Source organism: Sneathiella sp., from assembly GCF_002694385.1.
GTDB lineage: Bacteria > Pseudomonadota > Alphaproteobacteria > Sneathiellales > Sneathiellaceae > Sneathiella.
This window is the reverse complement of record NZ_NZMB01000012.1, coordinates 408,071-424,535: the sequence shown is the minus strand read 5'-3', so window position 1 is coordinate 424,535 and position 16,465 is coordinate 408,071. Positions and strand designations below refer to the sequence as shown.

Sequence of the window (16,465 nt, the reverse complement as noted above, 5' to 3'; positions counted from 1 at the left end):
CCCCCTACACCCGCATTGGCATCAGGACATACAGCGATCCGTCATCGGCGGTGTCCCGGACAATGGTTGGTGATCCGGCGTCGGCAAACAGGAAGCGGGCATTATTCCCGTCGATCTGGCTCGTGATATCCAGCAGATATTTCGAGTTGAAACCGATATCCATGCTGTCCGCGCCATAGGAGGCGTTGACTTCTTCCGTCGCGCTGCCTGCATCCGCACCGGTTGCCGACAGGGTAATCAGGTTGCTGCTGAGCGACAGCTTGATGGCGCGGGTTTTTTCCGTTGCGACGGTGGACACGCGGTCAACGGCCTGCGCAAAGCTTTTGCCGTCCAGCTCCAATACCCGGTCATTATTCGAAGGGATCACCCGCTCATAATCGGGGAAAGTGCCGTCGATCAGCTTCGAGGTGAGAATGGTATCATCGAAGGAGAAGCAGATTTTCGTTTCCGACAGGGAGATGGACACGGGGTCATCGCATTCATCAAGCAGACGCAGCAGTTCATTCACGGCCTTGCGCGGCACAATAACGCCGGGCATCTGCACCGCATCCGCCGGGGCCGGTGTTTCAACACGGGCGAGGCGATGGCCGTCGGTCGCGACCGCGCGCAGCATCTGCGTGCCGTCCGCCTCTGCCGTATGGAAATAGATGCCGTTGAGATAATAACGGGTTTCTTCCGTCGAGATGGCAAAGCGGGTCTTGTCGATCAGCCGCTTGAGAACATTCGCCGGCAGCACGAAATTCACGGGAAGCTGGCTTGTTTCCATGATCGGGAAATCATCTTGCGGCAAACAGGCCAGTTCGAATTTCGACTGTCCGCTGCGCACGAAAATCTTTCCCTTGTCGGCCGCATAATCAAGCTCTACCTGGCTGCCTTCGGGCAGTTTGCGGATAATGTCATAGAGCAGATGCGCCGGAACGGTTGTGGCCCCCTCACTGGCGACATTGGCGGCGACCTTCTCATTGATCGCGATGTCAAGGTCGGTTGCCGTCAGGCCAAGGGAGCCATCCCGCGCATCCATCAGGATATTGGCAAGGATCGGGATGGTATTGCGGCGCTCGACAACGCTTTGCACATGGCTCAGGGAGGTCAGCAAGGCGGTGCGTTCAATAGTCAGTTTCATGGGCTCGGTCGGCTTTGATCTTGTTACTCGTAAAGGTCCGCCATTATGCCCGAAAGTAGCCGCGAACATCAACTGATTTCTCCCCTTGATGCGGGATTTACAGTTAATGTTAAGAATTTGATTCTTAACCTTGAATCGAAATGGCAATGCGGTCGGGCAGGGATGGCTGTTCCCTGTCGCAAGGGCGCTCGGCTCAGGGTCGGGCGAGGCGCTTGCGGGGCGTCGAATCCGGTCTGAAATTGCCATTGATTTCAGGGGGTTGAAAGAAGCAGGCGGCAGGCCATGAGAGCCGCCCCCTCGGCAGCTTGCAGGCAGGCTCGCCGTTCTGCGGGGGCTGTCAGGCTTTCTTTCTGTCGCGAATGAAGGCAAAGGTGCCCAGCAGCCCGATGGCGGCGGCGGGCAGACAGGCAGCCGGGATCAGCCAGGCGACGGTGAAAATCACGCTGCCGTCCGCCTCCCCGTCCATTCCGGCGGCATTGGCAAGAATACCCGCATAGGCCGCGCCGATGGAAATACCGAGCCGTTGCAGCGTCGGAATGGCGCTGGAGACCCGCTCGTGATCCGCTTCTGGCGCAAGGTGCATGGCGCGGCGCAGAATAAACGTCCAGGCGGCGCCAAACCCGGCGCCCTGAAGGGCCGCGAAGAGGGCAATCAGCCAAACCGGGCCAAACGGCAGGCTATAGGCATATCCGGGCAGGCTGAGGGTGATCAGCAGCATGCCGACCAGAATCATCGCCCTGTCCCGCTTTTCCGGAACGCCAGAGAGCAGGAAGGAGGTGACGGACCAGCCGATGGACATACAGGCCATCACATATCCGCCGACAATGGCGGGCTCCCCATGCAGGACCGTGATGACATAGGGGCCGTAAACGGAAATGGCGACCGTCGTGATCGAAAAACCAAGCACCAGGATCATCGCGCCGCCGATCGGGTTTTTCAGGGACAGGGGCCTACGCGGCAGAAGGCGGGTCTCATCTTCGCGCCCGTCAAAATATAGAAAGGCCATCAGGGCCAGGATCCCGAGACTGACCAGCAGCGATGTTTCCAGCGCGGCGACCTCAATCCCTGCATAGGCGATCAGCAAGACACCGAGAGACAGCCAGAGCAACCGCCAGAAGGGGAAGCGAAGCCGGATTTTCTCGACGGGGGCGCCATGGCGCCGCAATGCAAACCAGACCCAGAGAGTGAGGAAGAGCGCCTGCAGGGTGAAAAACCAGAAACCGCCCTGCCAGCTTCCATATTCGACAAATAGCCCGCCAACCAGCGGCCCGATAAAGGCCGAAACACCCCATAGCGTGCTGATGGCGCCCATGGCGCGGGCAATCAGCCGACGCGGAAAAAGGGAACTGACCGCCACAAAAGACAGCGCCATCAGGCCGCCGCCGCCAATTCCCTGCAATAATCGTCCGGCCAGCATGACCCACATGTCCGGTGCCAGGGCGCTCACCATGCAGCCCAGCATGAACAGAAAGGACGCCAGCGTCATCGGCAGGCGCAATCCATATTGCAGGGCGAGAAGGCCGCTTGCCGCTCCCGCGACGATGGAGCCGATGCCATAAAGCGCGACGGTCCAGGAGATCAGCTCCTCCCCGCCGATATCGGCGACAATGGCGGGCACCATGGTGGCAACAAGCAGGCTGTCCGCCGCATGCAGCCAAATGCCAAGGCAGACCAGCGCCAATGACAGGCCGTGTTCGCGATTGAGAATCTCGCGCCAGCGAACGGCAGTGTCTTCCTGAAGAGGGGCCATGAATTTCCTGTCCGGTCACCAGACAATGATCAGGGGCAATGGATTTTCCAGCCCCGGTTGTTTCTGAAGCTATATCTCAGGGAAGACGCGAAAGCAAATCGGCACCAGCTATTATTCGAGCATCCGGCGCAAGAGTTCGATATCTTCCGACAGGGCGATGTCCTGCTGGCGCAGCTCGTCGATCTTGCGCAGGGCGTGCATGACGGTTGTATGATCCCTGCCCCCGAATTTCCGGCCGATTTCCGGCAAGGAACGGGACGTAAGCTGCTTGGCGAGATACATGGCGACCTGACGGGGCCGCGCAACGGCGCGGGCGCGGCGGGCCGAATGCATGTCCGACATCCGGATATTGAAATGCTCGGCGACCTTTTTCTGGATCTCCTCGATGGTGATCCGCCGGTCATTGGCGCGTAAAAGATCGCGGAGCACTTCCTGCGTGCTTTCAAGAGTGACGGCGCGCCCGACCAGATCGGAATAGGCGAGCACACGGTTGAGCGCCCCTTCGAGCTCCCGCACGTTGGAGGTGATGCGATGGGCGAGAAATTCGAGGATGCGGGGATCAATCTCGATTTTCCCCTGCTCGACCTTTGATTGCAGGATGCCGAGGCGGAGTTCATAATCGGTCGGGTGAATGTCGGCGACAAGGCCCCAGCCGAGGCGAGAGCGCATCCGTTCCTCCATCCCTTCAAGATCCGTCGGCGAGCGGTCGCCGGAGATGATGATCTGATGGTTCTGATCCACCAGCGCATTGAAGGTATGGAAGAATTCTTCCTGCGTGCTGTCTTTACCGGCAATGAACTGCACATCGTCGATCATCAGCACATCGACGGAGCGGAACTGCTCCTTGAAATTCATGGTGTCCTTGTAGCGCAGGGCGCGGATGAAACGGTACATGAATTTTTCCGCCGACAGATACAGCACCTTCTTCTTCGGGCTGTTGGCGGCGATGGCATGGCCGATGGCATGCATCAGATGGGTTTTGCCGAGCCCGACCCCGCCATAAAGATACAACGGGTTGAACGGCACGGAATCCTTGGCTTCCGCCACGCGGCGGGCGGCGGCGTGGGCCAGCTCATTGGACTTGCCGACGACGAAATTATCAAAAGTGAACCGCGGATCGAGCGGCGCCATCAGGGAGGGGTCAGGGCTCGCCGCCTCAAAGGCGCCCGGGGCTTTGTCTGTGAACGGCTCGGTTGCCTCCGCAAGACCGATCGAGGTTTTTTGCGCGACACCATTCTTGCGATCAAGCGGCTTCACCCGGAGATTGACGCTTTTGATGGCGCCGTCGGCCGCGCACCAGAGCTGGCGTAGCCGGTTGGCGTAGTTGTTGAGCACCCAGTCCCGAAGGAAGCGGGTCGGCAGCGTCAGGGAAACAGTATCGCCGTCAATCTTGTCCAGTTCGATATTCTTGAGCCAGGAATTGAAGGTTGCTTCGCCATATTCGGCGCGCAGCTTTTCCCGTATCCTGTCCCAATTTTCAGTGTCTGTCATGGCGGAGGCCCCGGAACCTGACGTCATCAGCTCTGTTTCCATTTCAGACCGGCGACCTTCCAGCCGCCCACCGTGCCGCGATGGCCTTCAGGGTCCGGGCCGCCTTCGAATCCCTCAAGAACATTATAGGCGCGGCTGTAACCGGCGCGGGTGGCCGCTTCGGCGGCGGCGATGGAGCGGACGCCGGACCGGCAGAGAAAGATCATGGGGGCGGATTTCTTGGGTTGTAGATCGGATATTTCTTGAACGAAGCCTTGATTTTTGGCCATATCGGGAAACAGAACCCAGGAGACCCGTTGCACGGCTTTGCCAAGCGCCGACAGATCCGGCAGGCCGACATAGGCCCATTCAGCATTTGTTCTGACATCGATCAGGACGGCATCCGGGTCGCTTTCAAGCATATCCCAGGCTTCCTGAACCGTGATATCCCCGGCATAGGTGGCGTTGGCGCCGGACATCCCCCCGTTGGTCATTCGTAATTCCTTCGCTTAAAATTCGGAATAGTCCAGATATGTATAAACATGGTTGACGAGAACCCGATTTGAGCGGCCCCTCCCCCGAGGTCCGCCGACAATATACGCAACGCCTTCACTCATGACTAAACAAGCTACCGGAGACAACCGGACCCGGACGGATTGTCCGTCCTTGACCACTCAACCCTGTGTGTGATTGCGGTTAGGATGCTCTCCCTTAGAGACGGGGCAGAGTAATCTTATCCACAGGTGGGGCGCAAGGGAGGGGTGACAAAATTAGCAAAAATAAATTTTGCAATTGGCCGAACATTCCCTTGACCTACAAGATATGGTGAGGGCTTCCACAGGAGCCGCGTTAACTGGTAAAAATGAAGGCGAAACAGGCAGGTTATCTGCGCTTTTTGCGCGACATCAGGCAACAAAAAACCGCGGGCCGATTTGGCGCCGCGGTTTGATTCTTGCGATTCCCGCGATTATGCAGAAAGGGATTTTACCCGTGCATTGAGGCGGGAGATTTTGCGCGATGCCGTGTTCTTGTTCAGAACGCCTTTCACGACGCCCCGGGCAAGTTCAGACTGTGCAGCGCGAAGGGCCTCGGTTGCTTTCGCGTGGTCCCCTTCGGTCACGGCCAGTTCCACCTTTTTCACAAAGGTGCGGATACGGCTGCGACGCGCCCGGTTACGTTCGGTACGGACCTCTGTCTGCCGGATCCGTTTCAGTGCAGATTTATGATGCGCCATGACAATCCTGTCTTTTAGCTTCGAAATTCGGAAGCCGGGTTATAACCAGCGGAATTTTCTCCGTCAACAGAAGAATGGGACAAAAGAGCCGGAATCGGCAAATTTCCGGCCTCCTGTCGTAAAGATACCAATTTTCGCCCGAAAATGGCGGGAAAGTCAGCGGTTGCGGAACTCCGGAGAGCGTTTTTCGGCAAAGGCGGACATGCCTTCCTTCTGGTCTTCTGTCGAAAAGGTGGAGTGGAAAACGCGCCGTTCGAACATGATTCCTTCTTTCAGGGTCGTCTCATAGGCCTTGTTGACGCTTTCCTTGCACATCATGACGATGGGCTGCGACAGCTTGGCAATCTCGCCCGCGACCTTGACGGCCTCATCCACCAGATCTTCCAGCGGAACGATCCGGCTGACCAGCCCGGCACGCTCGGCTTCTTCCGCACCCATCATGCGGCCGGTCAGGCACATTTCCATGGCCTTCGCCTTGCCGACGGCGCGCGTCAGACGCTGGGTTCCGCCAAGCCCCGGGATCGTGCCGAGCTTGATTTCCGGCTGGCCGAACTGGGCGTTATCGGCGGCCAGGATAAAGTCGCACATCATGGCCACTTCGCAGCCCCCGCCAAGTGCATATCCCGCGACGGCAGCAATGACCGGCTTGCGGAAGGTGGACAGCCGTTCGGCGTCATTGGAAAGAAAGTTGCTCTTATAAACATCCATATAGGTCTTGGGCTGCATTTCCAGGATATCCGCACCGGCGGCAAAGGCCTTGTCGGAGCCCGTCAGGACAACGGCGCCGATGGCTTCATCCGCTTCGAAATTGTCCAGAGCGTCCGCCAGCTCCTGAAAAAGCTCCGCGCAGAGAGCGTTGAGCGCTTTCGGCCGGTTGAGGCGGATGATCGCGACCGCGCCCTTGGTCTCGGTAATGATATTGTTATAGGCCATTCTTGATCCCTTGTTTCAGAATTTGATTGCCGCACATTATGGGCAAGCGCGGCCCTTTGTCCAGTCAAACCCCGGTTCTAGCGCTGGCATTTCGGACAGAAGAAGGTGGAGCGTCCGGCCTGCGGAATTCGGCCTATGACGCCGTTACAATCGGGAGTCGTGCAGGCGGCCCCCTCCCGATCATAAACTTCGAAACGATGCTGGAAATAGCCAAGCTCGCCTGATGTGTGGCTGTAGTTGCGAAGGGTCGATCCGCCCGAGGCGATGGCTTCCTCCAGCACCTGGCGGATAGCGGCGGCGAGCCGGTCGGCCCGCGCGCCCGTCACATTGGCGGCAAGGCGCTTTGGGGAAATACCGCTCCGGTGCAGGGCTTCGCAGGCATAGATATTGCCGACCCCGGCGACGACCCTCTGGTCCAGCAACGCGGTTTTTATCGGGGTTTTACGGCCAGCGAGCCGTTCCGCGAGAGCGGGCCCGTTAAATTCATTACCAAGGGGTTCCGGCCCGATGTTGATAAGCTGCGGATGGGTTTCCAGCAGCGCCCTTTCGGTCAGTAGCATGAAACCGAAGCGGCGCGGATCATGATAGCGGATGCGCAGGCCCCTTTCCGTTTCGAACACCACATGATCATGACGATCAAGAGGGTGTTCGGGGATCGGGCTTTTCTCAATCCGGAAACTGCCTGACATGCCGAGGTGGCCGATCAGGGCCGCCTCCCCTTCCATCTGCATGAGAATATATTTTGCACGGCGGTGAATTGTCTCAACCCGCCGTCCGGTCAATGTCTCGATAAAGCCATCAGAAAAGGGAAAGCGCAAGTTCGCACGGCGCAGCGTGACGCGCGTAAAGCGGTCGCCGATCAGGGCATCGGCAAGGCCGCGGCAGACGGTTTCAACTTCGGGTAATTCCGGCATGGCGCGACAGTAGCCTTATTTTATGCCTTGCGCTATGCTCTTGTTTCGACCAAACAGAAGCATCGGATCGACGGGCGGACGGAACGCGCTATGGCTGCAACGGATAATTCATCGGACAATACCCATTTCGGCTTTCGCGAGGTGCGGCGGGACGAAAAGGCCGGGCTGGTGCGCGGGGTGTTCGACAGTGTCGCGGATAATTACGACCTGATGAATGATCTGATGAGCGGGGGCATCCACCGGCTCTGGAAGTCAGCCATGATCGACTGGCTGATGCCGCGAAAGGGGCAGCATCTGCTGGATGTGGCGGGTGGCACCGGTGACATCGCCTTCCGTTTCCTGGATGCGGTGGCGGGGGATGGACGGGTGACCGTCCTTGATATCAACCATGCCATGCTGAGCGTCGGGCAGGACCGCGCCATTGATCAGGGGCGGCTTCAGGGCCTTGACTGGGTCAATGGCGATGCGCAGGCCCTCCCCCTTCCAGACAAGTCGGTTGATGCCTACACGATCGCCTTCGGTATTCGCAATGTGACGGATATCCCGGCCGCGCTGAGAGAGGCCCGGCGGGTGCTGAAACCTGGCGGGCGCTTCATGTGCCTTGAGTTCAGCAAGGTCGAGGCGCCGATCCTGAAGGAATTCTATGATTTTTATTCCTTCAAACTTTTGCCGGAAATCGGTGGTATTGTCGCCAGAGATAAACCGTCCTACCAGTATCTAGTTGAAAGTATAAGGCAGTTTCCGGATGCAGAAAATTTTGCAGATATGCTGCGCGACGCGGGCCTGGGTCAGGTCAAATACCGTCGCCTGTCCGGCGGCATTGCCGCCCTGCATTCCGGCTGGCGTCTTTAGGCTGGCGTATTGAGGAGCGGTATTCAGTGATCCGGACCACCCTTAATTTCCTGCGTCTGCTCTATGCCGCCCGCACGCTTGCGCGCCATGATGCGCTGTTTTTTCTCGACAGGTTCGCGCGGTTGCCGCTGCCGCTTGTGGTGGTGCGCAAGGTTATGCCGGTGTTCGCTCTCGGTTCGCCCAAAAGCCAGGGCCTCAGGGAGGGAGAGCGGCTCGCCAATGCCTTGCGTGATCTCGGGCCGAGCTTCATCAAGCTCGGGCAGGCGCTGTCCGTCCGCGCCGATCTGATCGGCGAGGATCTGGTGCAGGATCTGGGCAATCTCCGCGACCGGCTGCCGCCCTTCCCTTTCGAGAAGGCGCAAGAGACCATTGAATATGAATTGCAGGCGCCGCTCGACAGCTTGTTCGTGGAATTTGACCGCGAACCTGTTGCCGCGGCCTCCATTGCGCAGGTTCATTTCGCAAAAGTGCGAGAGAGGCGGCCGGCCCCGACTGATGATGATCCGGACGCCGAGGAGGAAGTGCTGCGGGATGTGGCGGTCAAGATATTACGTCCGGGAATCGAGCTGGCGTTCGAGCGGGACTTGCGGCTTTTCTTCTGGCTGGCGGGCCTTGCGGAGAAATATCAGCCGCAGACGCGTCGCTTGCGGTTGACAAAGATTGTTGAAACCCTGGCTGATTCTGTCGAGCTGGAGATGGATCTCCGGATGGAGGCGGCGGCGGCTTCGGAAATGGCAGAAAACTTTGCCGATGATGCGGATTTCGATGTTCCCGAAATCGACTGGCAGCGGACAGCGCGGCGCGTCATGACGCAAAGCCGGGTGGAAGGTGTCAGCGTTGCCCGGAAAGAAGAGCTGCTCGCCGCCGGGCATGATCTGACGGCGCTATCCAATAATGTGATCCGCGTCTTTTTGCATCAGGTGCTGCGCGACGGGTTTTTCCATGCGGATATGCATCATGGCAACCTGTTCGTCACGCCGGATGGGCGTCTGGTTGCCGTCGATTTCGGGATCATGGGGCGAATGAACCGGGAAACGCGCCTGTTTATGGCGGAAATGCTGCATGCCTTTCTGACCCGTGATTATCACCGCGCGGCGGACGTGCATTTCCGAGCCGGATATGTGCCGCCGCACAAATCCCTCGACAATTTTGCCCAGGCCTGCCGCTCCATTGGGGAGCCGATCCTTGGCCGTCCGGTCAGTGAAATCTCCATTGCCCGGCTGCTGGTCCAGCTTTTCCAGATCACCGAAACTTTCGAGATGGAAACCCAGCCGCAGCTTCTCCTGCTCCAGAAAACCATGGTGACGGCGGAAGGTGTGGCGCAGAGCCTCAACCCGGATATCAATTTCTGGGAGGCTGCCGAACCGACGGTGGCCCACTGGATGCGGGAGAATATGGGCGTTGAGGCGCATGCTGCCGAAGTTGTGAAGGACGGTATTGCGCTGCTCCGGAAGCTTCCGGCCATCGTCAACAAGGCGGATGCGCTGCTGCTCGAGATGGAAGCGCGGGAAAAGGCGCGGGAACATATTCTGGAAACGCGAAGACAGCTTGCAAAGGAACGGCGGGACCATCTCGCCTATATTGCCGGCGGCGGTGTCATCGGCGGGCTTGTTGTCTGGTTGATCGTCCTGCTGGCATAGTCCGGAGGCAAAAACAGGCGCCGCCACGCTTTATTTCAAAAAGCACAAAAAATTTCTTGCCTGCCCAGTGTGGAATATTTATTTTTCACATAAAAGACAAGTAAAATCATCAAATTGTCTGATCTGGGCGCAAATATGGAAAATAAAACAGTTCTGCTGATTATCGGGGGTGGCATCGCCGCCTATAAGTCCCTTGAGCTGATCCGGCTGCTTGCAAAGCAGGGAATTCGCAGTCGCGCCATCCTGACGGCGGCGGCGAAGGAATTTGTCACCCCCCTCTCCGTTGCCTCGCTGACCGGGGAGAAAGTCTATGATGATCTGTTTTCCCTGACAGATGAGGCGGAGATGGGCCATATCCAGCTATCGCGCAGCGCCGATCTTGTGGTTGTCGCCCCGGCGACGGCGGATTTGATGGCCAAAATGGCGGCGGGACTGGCCAATGACATGGCGACGACGGCTCTGCTCGCTACGGATAAGCCCGTCCTGATCGCGCCTGCGATGAATGTCCGCATGTGGCAGCATCCGGCGACAAAGCGTAATCTCCAAACGCTGAAAAATGACGGTGTCATGACGGTTGGCCCGGACGATGGCGACATGGCGTGCGGTGAATACGGGCCGGGACGGATGGCGGAACCGGCGGCGATTTGTGAGGCAATTACCGATTATTTTCAAAGGTCTGCCCATCAGCCGCTGAAAGGCCGGAAAATTTTGGTGACAGCCGGTCCCACCCATGAGCCCATTGATCCGGTTCGCTATATCGCCAATCGTTCGTCGGGTAAGCAGGGCTATGCCATTGCGGGGGCGCTCGCCAATATCGGGGCGGAGGTAACGCTTGTTTCGGGCCCGACGCGGCTTGACACACCGCAGGGCGTTCAGCGCATGGAGGTCGAATCGGCGAAAGACATGCTGGCCGCCTGCGAGGCGGCCCTGCCCGCCGATGCGGCGATCTTTGCGGCGGCGGTTGCTGACTGGCGGGTCGCCACGGAAGCGACACAGAAGATCAAGAAGCAGGATGGATGCCTGCCGGATCTTTGCCTGGCTGAAAACCCGGATATTCTGGCGACGGTCGGCCATCATGGGACGCATCGCCCCACATTGGTGATTGGCTTCGCGGCGGAGACGGAAAAGATCGTCGAAAATGGCCGCGTCAAGCTTGACAGAAAGGGGTGCGACTGGATTCTCGCGAATGATGTCAGTAGCGGAACCGGCACCTTCGGTGGCGATGAAAACCGCATCTTCCTGATCACCCGTGACACAGTTGAGGATTGGCCCAAACAGAGCAAGAGCGATGTCGCCAGCACTCTGGCAGACAAGATATATCAGTATTTTCAAGGTATTAAGTAGTATGAATGACGTGACCATATCCATCACCCGCCTGCCCCATGGCGCAGATTTGCCGCTTCCGGCCTATGAGACGGCGGACAGCGCCGGAATGGATATTCGGGCCGCGGTTGACGAACCCGTTGACATCAGGCCTGGTGGACGGGCGCTGATCCCGACCGGGTTTAAAATGGCCCTGCCGCGGGGGTATGAGGCGCAAATCCGGCCCCGCTCCGGACTGGCCCTGAAGAAGGGGATCACGCTCCCCAATACGCCGGGAACCATTGATGCGGACTATCGCGGCGAGGTCGGGATTATCCTCATGAATATGGGAGAGGAAAACTTCCGGATCGAACGGGGTGACCGTATTGCCCAGATGATCATCGCCCCGGTATTGCAGGCCCGATGGCAGGAGGTGAAGACACTGGATGAAACAACGCGCGGTGAGGGCGGGTTTGGTTCGACCGGAGTTGCGGAAAGGGCCGGATGACGATGCTGCATCTGCCGAAAAAAATGCTCTATGCGCTGGAAGCCGTAGTGGATATCGCCTTCAATGCGCGGCCCGACCCGGTTCAGTCCAAGGAAATCACAAAACGGCAGGGCATTCCGCTCCGCTATCTTGAACAAGTCATGCAGCAGCTTGTGCATGGGGGTATCCTGAAGGGTGTGCGCGGTCCGCGCGGGGGCTATCGTCTCGCGCGGGAGCGCCGCCGGATTACGGCGGGCGATGTGATCCGAGTGATCAGCTCCGCCGAGACGGAAGAGGAGGAAACGCAGATTTTCGCTTCGGAAATCGGCCAGAATGTGGTGGGGCCGCTCTGGGAAGAGGCGCAGGCCGCCCTGCTGGCGCAGCTGGATGCGGTAACCTTGGAAGATTTATGCCAGAGGGCGCTGGATAAGGGCCGGGTCGAAGCGCCGGGGGATGGCTCTCACTTCGAAATATGATAATTGAAATGGTTATTTGAGGCGAAAAATGAAGACAGATCCGCCGCGAGGCAAAATTTACGATTCGATCATTGATACCGTTGGCGCAACGCCGCTTGTCCGCGCCCGCCGGCTGGCGGCGGATATTCCCCATGAGGTTCACCTTCTCCTGAAGCTGGAATTTTTCAACCCGCTGGCCTCGGTCAAGGACCGCATCGCGGCGGCCATGATCGAATCCATGGAAGAGGCGGGCGTCATCAATCAGGATACGGCAATTATCGAGCCGACTTCGGGCAATACCGGCATCGGGCTTGCCTTCGTTTGCGCCGCTAAGGGCTACAAGCTGACGCTGGTCATGCCGGAAAGCATGTCGATGGAACGGCGCAAGATGCTGAAGCTGCTTGGCGCCAACCTGGAGCTGACCGAGGCCGCCAAGGGCATGAATGGCGCTATTGCGCGGGCGGAAGAATTGAAGGCGGAGATCGGCAATGCGATCATCCCGCAGCAGTTTGAAAACCCGGCCAACCCGGCCATTCATAAGGTGACGACTGCGGAGGAAATTCTTGCCGATACCGGCGGCAGGGTGGATGTAGTGGTCATGGGTGTCGGCACCGGGGGAACGCTGACCGGCGTTGGATCGATCCTGAAGGCGAAGGATCCGGCCATTCGCATCATCGCGGTGGAGCCGGAGGACAGCCCCGTCCTCTCCGGCGGACAGCCGGGCCCGCACAAGATTCAGGGGATTGGCGCGGGCTTTTCGCCGAAAAACCTGGATGAAAGCCTGATTGATGAAGTCCTGACCATCGGCAATGAAACGGCCTTCGAAACCGCGCGGGAAGTGGCCCGTCTGGAAGGGATTCCCGTCGGCATTTCATCGGGTGCGGCGGTTGCTGCGGCACTGGAGATTGCCGAACGACCCGAGATGGCGGGCAAGACAATCGTGGTTATTATTCCATCCTTCGCAGAACGTTACCTNACGACGGCGCTATTTGACGGTCTCTGAGCGATGGCATTCAGCGACGATCAGCTCGAACGTTATGCCCGCCATATTGTCCTTCGGGAGATTGGCGGCGCGGGACAGCGGAAGTTGCTGGATGCCAGGGTCCTGATTGTCGGGGCAGGGGGGCTGGGTTCCCCGCTTGCGCTTTATCTGGCGGCGGCGGGTGTCGGCACTCTTGGCATTATTGATGATGACCGGGTGGAGCTTTCCAACCTGCAACGGCAGATTGCTCACGGAATGGCGGAAATCGGGGCGTTCAAGACAGACAGCATCGCAAGGTCGGCCGACCGAATTAATCCGGATGTAACGGTTATTCCGCATCGGGAGCGTCTGACGCCAGCAAATGCCCGTGCCATTCTGGCCGATTATGACGTGATTGCCGATGGCACGGATAATTTTGAAACGCGATATCTGCTGAATGATGCCTGTTACTTCGCCCGGAAGCCTCTGGTCTCCGGGGCGATGTTACAATTTGACGGGCAGGTGAGCTGTTTCAAGGCGTATGAGGCGGCAAAACCCTGTTATCGCTGCCTCTATCCGTCGCCCCCGCCGCCTGAAATTGCCCGGACCTGCGGTGAGGCCGGCATTCTCGGCGCGCTCCCCGGTGTCATCGGCTCCTTACAGGCGGCGGAAGTGGTGAAGGAGATTCTCGGTATCGGTGAGGGGTTGGCGGGCCAGCTTCTTCTGTATGACGCCCTCACGGCGGATTTTCGCAAAATCAGGGTGCCGAAAAACCCGGCATGCCCGCTTTGCGGCGAGAATCCCACGATTACGGACTTGCCCCGGCTTACATGAAATAGGCGGCCGCGAGGCTGAGCGAGAGGGGGAGGGTGACCATGGAGATCAGCGTCTGGATGGTGATAATGCCAGCCATCACTTCTGCATCAGCGCCCAGCAGCTTGGCGAGCGCATAGCCGGAGCTGGCGGTCGGAATCGTCCCGTAAACGATGAGGATCATGGCTGTGACCCCTTCAAGCCCGGTCAGGATAACGGCGCCCGCGACGATCAGCGGAAAGATGACCAGCTTGATCACCGTTGAGAGGGCCACATAACCCGCCCCTGTATGAATGGAGCGGATTTGCAGCCCGGCCCCGACACAGAGCAGTGCGAAGGGGAGCGCGGCCTTGGACAGCAGCCCGGCGAAGTTATTGATGATGGGCAGCGGACCGATACCGGACAAATTGAGAAAAGCGCCCAGCCCGATGGCGATCAGCAGGGGATTGCGCAAAATCTCCTGCGCCAGACGCCGTTTGAGGGAATGTCCCCCTATCTTGCCCTGATAACCGACAAGCACCGTGATGCAGAAAAGATTGGTCGGCGGCACCAGAACGGCCGTTGCCACGGCCGCGAGCAGCAGACCCTGCGGTCCGAACAGATAATCGGCAACCGCAAAGGCGATAAAGGTGTTATGACGCACCGCCCCCTGAAAGACCGAGCCGCCAATGCGCGGATCAATTTTAAGCAGCCGGACAGTCAACAGGGACAGCAGACCGGTGATCACAAGCGCGCCGAGAAGGGCGAGGGCGTAGCTGCCGACCAGATCGTCCTTGAACGGGGCCGTGGTGGTGTTGAAGAAGAGAAGCGCCGGGAACAGTACCCAGTACACCATCCGATCGGCATGATGCCAGAAGTCCCCACCCGGGAAGCCGTTTCGCCGGAGCAGGTTGCCAAGCACCAGCAATAGAAATATCGGCATGACGGAGAGCGATATTTCCCACATACTCAGGAATCCTTTGCAATTCTCGTGTTGCGATTTTGGCGATCACCCTTTTGTGAGCCAAAATGCGGCGTCTGGCCAGAAAAATATGCCGGTTATTGTTTTTCAGCTTTGGGGAAAACGAAGGCTTTTTCCTTGTCATCATAAAGGGCCGGGTTCGGATGATATCCGGGGCCGACCGTCAGCGCAACTCCGGGCAGGTCCGACTGATTGAGGCTGGAGACATATTCTTTTTCATAGACGGCAAGGGGCTGAACCTCTCCGGGTGCCTTAAGCGTTATAACAACCTTGTAGGGGCGATCCTTGATAACGCCTTCAACGCCCGGAGTGCGCAGCATATACTGAAGTTGTGATGGTTTCGCCTTGGTGGTAACGGTAATCGGCGCGCCGCCTTTGGGGTTTTCGAACTCAGCGATTATTTCAGTTCCCTCGGGTATGTCGCGGCGTGGTTTTGCAACGAAGCCATAAAAGGCTTCCCCGATGCGGTAATTGAAAATGAAACCACCGCCGGTAAATTCCAGATAGGGCTTGTCCGCCTCATCACCGCAGCCGGAGAGCAGGAGGCCGACAGCCAGTATCATGAAGGCCATTCTTTTCATTGCGGGAATCTCTCTGGCCAGTAACGGCGAATATGATACGCTTCCTACGGGATACTGTCCACAAGAGGGAAGGGACGTCTCGCTTGTCCTTGCTATATATCCTGCAACAGCTTCTGAATGCGCTACAGGTGACGGTGATATATGCGTTACTGTCGGCCGCCTTTGTTCTTTTTTACGGGGTCACGAACCGCATCAACCTTGCGTTCGGGGCGCTGGCCATGTGGGCGGCGTATCTCACCATCATGATGGTTTCCCTGCTGGAGGGCGTGACTTTCTGGCCTTTGATCATCGTGATCACCGCGGGAGTTGCAATAGCGATTTTCAATACCGCCCTGCTTGGTTTTTCAATCCATCATCTTGTTGTGAAAAAGCTGATCAACGCGCGGATGCAGACGATGCTGATTGCGACCATCGCCATCGCCATCATACTGGAAGAGGCCATGCGCCTTATCAATGATTCCCGGGAATTATGGCTGCGGCCTGTCTTTGCGGATCCGGTGCCCCTGGTTACGGGAGGGGCCTTTCCCGTTCAGATAACGCCCCTGCAAATTGCGGTACTGCTGCTCGGGTTCGGCATAGTGTTGCTGCTGATCCTGATGATGAAGCGGCATCCGTTCGGCCTGCGCTGGCGGGCCGTGGCGGATGATTTGCAGATGGCGGCGCTCTGTGGCATCAGCCTGTCCGCCGTTATTGGCCTGTCCTTTGTGCTTGCAACCATAATGGCGGCACTTGCCGGATCGATGATCGCGCTTCTGTATGGCAGCGCCAGCTTCGCCATGGGAACCATCATTGGTCTCAAATCCATGTTCATCGCGGTCATTGGCGGGCTGCGGTCGCTTCAGGGCGCGCTGGCGGCGTCAGTGGCGCTGGCGTTTTTCGAAACATTCTGGTCGGCCTATTTCGAGATTGCCTATCGCGATGTGGCGGCCTTCTGCGTGTTGACATTATTTCTGATCATGAAGCCGGAGGGCTTGCGCCGCCGCTGACAT

17 protein-coding genes are annotated in these 16,465 nt (G+C 58.3%); 8 read left to right on the top strand and 9 right to left on the bottom strand.

Features of this window, described 5'->3' with window-relative positions; genetic code table 11:
• Nucleotides 1–4: 4 nt before the first annotated feature.
• The 7 genes from dnaN to mutM all read right to left on the bottom strand — a co-directional run bounded on the left by dnaN (nt 5) and on the right by mutM (nt 7,424).
• A complete protein-coding gene (dnaN, locus tag CMN55_RS08670; RefSeq protein ID WP_293949391.1) occupies nt 5–1,123 on the bottom strand; it encodes a DNA polymerase III subunit beta in 1,119 nt (372 codons plus the stop codon).
• Between the two features lie 337 nt (nt 1,124–1,460).
• Nucleotides 1,461–2,873, bottom strand: a complete 1,413-nt coding sequence (locus CMN55_RS08665; protein ID WP_293949390.1) for an MFS transporter — start codon at nt 2,871–2,873, stop codon at nt 1,461–1,463.
• 111 nt (nt 2,874–2,984) lie between these two features.
• Nucleotides 2,985–4,391 carry a chromosomal replication initiator protein DnaA gene (gene dnaA / locus CMN55_RS08660; RefSeq protein WP_293949389.1) on the bottom strand — a complete coding sequence of 469 codons (1,407 nt, stop codon included), beginning with the start codon at nt 4,389–4,391 and terminating at the stop codon, nt 2,985–2,987.
• Nucleotides 4,391–4,837, bottom strand: coding sequence for a rhodanese-like domain-containing protein (locus CMN55_RS08655; RefSeq protein ID WP_293949388.1), 447 nt, complete (start codon nt 4,835–4,837; stop codon nt 4,391–4,393). The genes dnaA and CMN55_RS08655 overlap by 1 nt, the downstream gene beginning before the upstream one ends.
• 473 nt (nt 4,838–5,310) lie before the next feature.
• Entirely contained in the window at nt 5,311–5,577 is a 267-nt protein-coding gene (gene rpsT / locus CMN55_RS08650; protein WP_293949387.1) for a 30S ribosomal protein S20, read from the bottom strand.
• 156 nt (nt 5,578–5,733) lie between these two features.
• Entirely contained in the window at nt 5,734–6,510 is a 777-nt protein-coding gene (locus tag CMN55_RS08645; RefSeq protein WP_293949386.1) for an enoyl-CoA hydratase, read from the bottom strand.
• A gap of 77 nt (nt 6,511–6,587) precedes the next feature.
• Nucleotides 6,588–7,424, bottom strand: coding sequence for a bifunctional DNA-formamidopyrimidine glycosylase/DNA-(apurinic or apyrimidinic site) lyase (gene mutM / locus CMN55_RS08640; RefSeq protein ID WP_293949385.1), 837 nt, complete (start codon nt 7,422–7,424; stop codon nt 6,588–6,590).
• Between the two features lie 90 nt (nt 7,425–7,514).
• Between mutM and ubiE the strand changes: the two genes are divergently transcribed.
• The 7 genes from ubiE (at nt 7,515) to CMN55_RS08605 (ending at nt 13,955) form a co-directional block, all read left to right on the top strand.
• Complete coding sequence (gene ubiE, locus CMN55_RS08635; RefSeq protein WP_293949384.1) at nt 7,515–8,276, top strand: bifunctional demethylmenaquinone methyltransferase/2-methoxy-6-polyprenyl-1,4-benzoquinol methylase UbiE; 762 nt, start codon at nt 7,515–7,517, stop codon at nt 8,274–8,276.
• Between the two features lie 26 nt (nt 8,277–8,302).
• Nucleotides 8,303–9,916: a 2-polyprenylphenol 6-hydroxylase gene (ubiB, locus tag CMN55_RS08630; RefSeq protein WP_293949383.1), complete on the top strand. Its 1,614-nt coding sequence runs from the start codon at nt 8,303–8,305 to the stop codon at nt 9,914–9,916.
• Between the two features lie 135 nt (nt 9,917–10,051).
• On the top strand, nt 10,052–11,260 hold the full coding sequence (coaBC, locus tag CMN55_RS08625) for a bifunctional phosphopantothenoylcysteine decarboxylase/phosphopantothenate--cysteine ligase CoaBC (protein WP_293949382.1): 1,209 nt from the start codon (nt 10,052–10,054) through the stop codon (nt 11,258–11,260).
• Nucleotide 11,261: 1 nt separating this feature from the next.
• Nucleotides 11,262–11,726, top strand: a complete 465-nt coding sequence (gene dut, locus CMN55_RS08620; protein WP_293949381.1) for a dUTP diphosphatase — start codon at nt 11,262–11,264, stop codon at nt 11,724–11,726.
• Nucleotides 11,727–11,728: 2 nt separating this feature from the next.
• Nucleotides 11,729–12,181, top strand: a complete 453-nt coding sequence (locus CMN55_RS08615; RefSeq protein ID WP_366932013.1) for an RrF2 family transcriptional regulator — start codon at nt 11,729–11,731, stop codon at nt 12,179–12,181.
• Between the two features lie 28 nt (nt 12,182–12,209).
• Nucleotides 12,210–13,163, top strand: a complete 954-nt coding sequence (gene cysK, locus CMN55_RS08610; protein ID WP_293949379.1) for a cysteine synthase A — start codon at nt 12,210–12,212, stop codon at nt 13,161–13,163.
• A 3-nt stretch (nt 13,164–13,166) separates the two neighbouring features.
• A complete protein-coding gene (locus CMN55_RS08605; protein ID WP_293949378.1) occupies nt 13,167–13,955 on the top strand; it encodes a HesA/MoeB/ThiF family protein in 789 nt (262 codons plus the stop codon).
• On the opposite strand, the gene CMN55_RS08600 is transcribed toward CMN55_RS08605, so the two are convergent.
• Nucleotides 13,948–14,880, bottom strand: coding sequence for an AEC family transporter (locus CMN55_RS08600; RefSeq protein ID WP_293949377.1), 933 nt, complete (start codon nt 14,878–14,880; stop codon nt 13,948–13,950). The genes CMN55_RS08605 and CMN55_RS08600 overlap by 8 nt on opposite strands.
• Nucleotides 14,881–14,972: 92 nt before the next feature.
• Nucleotides 14,973–15,467: a hypothetical protein gene (locus CMN55_RS08595; protein ID WP_293949376.1), complete on the bottom strand. Its 495-nt coding sequence runs from the start codon at nt 15,465–15,467 to the stop codon at nt 14,973–14,975.
• Nucleotides 15,468–15,559: 92 nt separating this feature from the next.
• On the opposite strand from CMN55_RS08595, the gene CMN55_RS08590 reads away from it, so the two are divergent.
• The gene (locus tag CMN55_RS08590) at nt 15,560–16,462 is read left to right on the top strand and encodes a branched-chain amino acid ABC transporter permease (protein ID WP_293949375.1); all 903 of its coding nucleotides are present in this window, start codon (nt 15,560–15,562) and stop codon (nt 16,460–16,462) included.
• The last annotated feature ends 3 nt before the right edge of the window (nt 16,463–16,465 follow it).

Coding starts and splice junctions, on each gene's coding strand:
- CMN55_RS08655 (WP_293949388.1), bottom strand. CDS start 4,837: ATGACCAACGGGGGGATGTCCGGCGCCAACGCCACCTATGCCGGGGAT.
- ubiE (WP_293949384.1), top strand. CDS start 7,515: ATGGCTGCAACGGATAATTCATCGGACAATACCCATTTCGGCTTTCGC.
- mutM (WP_293949385.1), bottom strand. CDS start 7,424: ATGCCGGAATTACCCGAAGTTGAAACCGTCTGCCGCGGCCTTGCCGAT.
- CMN55_RS08615 (WP_366932013.1), top strand. CDS start 11,729: ATGCTGCATCTGCCGAAAAAAATGCTCTATGCGCTGGAAGCCGTAGTG.
- CMN55_RS08665 (WP_293949390.1), bottom strand. CDS start 2,873: ATGGCCCCTCTTCAGGAAGACACTGCCGTTCGCTGGCGCGAGATTCTC.
- coaBC (WP_293949382.1), top strand. CDS start 10,052: ATGGAAAATAAAACAGTTCTGCTGATTATCGGGGGTGGCATCGCCGCC.
- CMN55_RS08600 (WP_293949377.1), bottom strand. CDS start 14,880: ATGTGGGAAATATCGCTCTCCGTCATGCCGATATTTCTATTGCTGGTG.
- CMN55_RS08595 (WP_293949376.1), bottom strand. CDS start 15,467: ATGGCCTTCATGATACTGGCTGTCGGCCTCCTGCTCTCCGGCTGCGGT.
- CMN55_RS08605 (WP_293949378.1), top strand. CDS start 13,167: ATGGCATTCAGCGACGATCAGCTCGAACGTTATGCCCGCCATATTGTC.
- dnaA (WP_293949389.1), bottom strand. CDS start 4,391: ATGACGTCAGGTTCCGGGGCCTCCGCCATGACAGACACTGAAAATTGG.
- dnaN (WP_293949391.1), bottom strand. CDS start 1,123: ATGAAACTGACTATTGAACGCACCGCCTTGCTGACCTCCCTGAGCCAT.
- CMN55_RS08645 (WP_293949386.1), bottom strand. CDS start 6,510: ATGGCCTATAACAATATCATTACCGAGACCAAGGGCGCGGTCGCGATC.
- dut (WP_293949381.1), top strand. CDS start 11,262: ATGAATGACGTGACCATATCCATCACCCGCCTGCCCCATGGCGCAGAT.
- rpsT (WP_293949387.1), bottom strand. CDS start 5,577: ATGGCGCATCATAAATCTGCACTGAAACGGATCCGGCAGACAGAGGTC.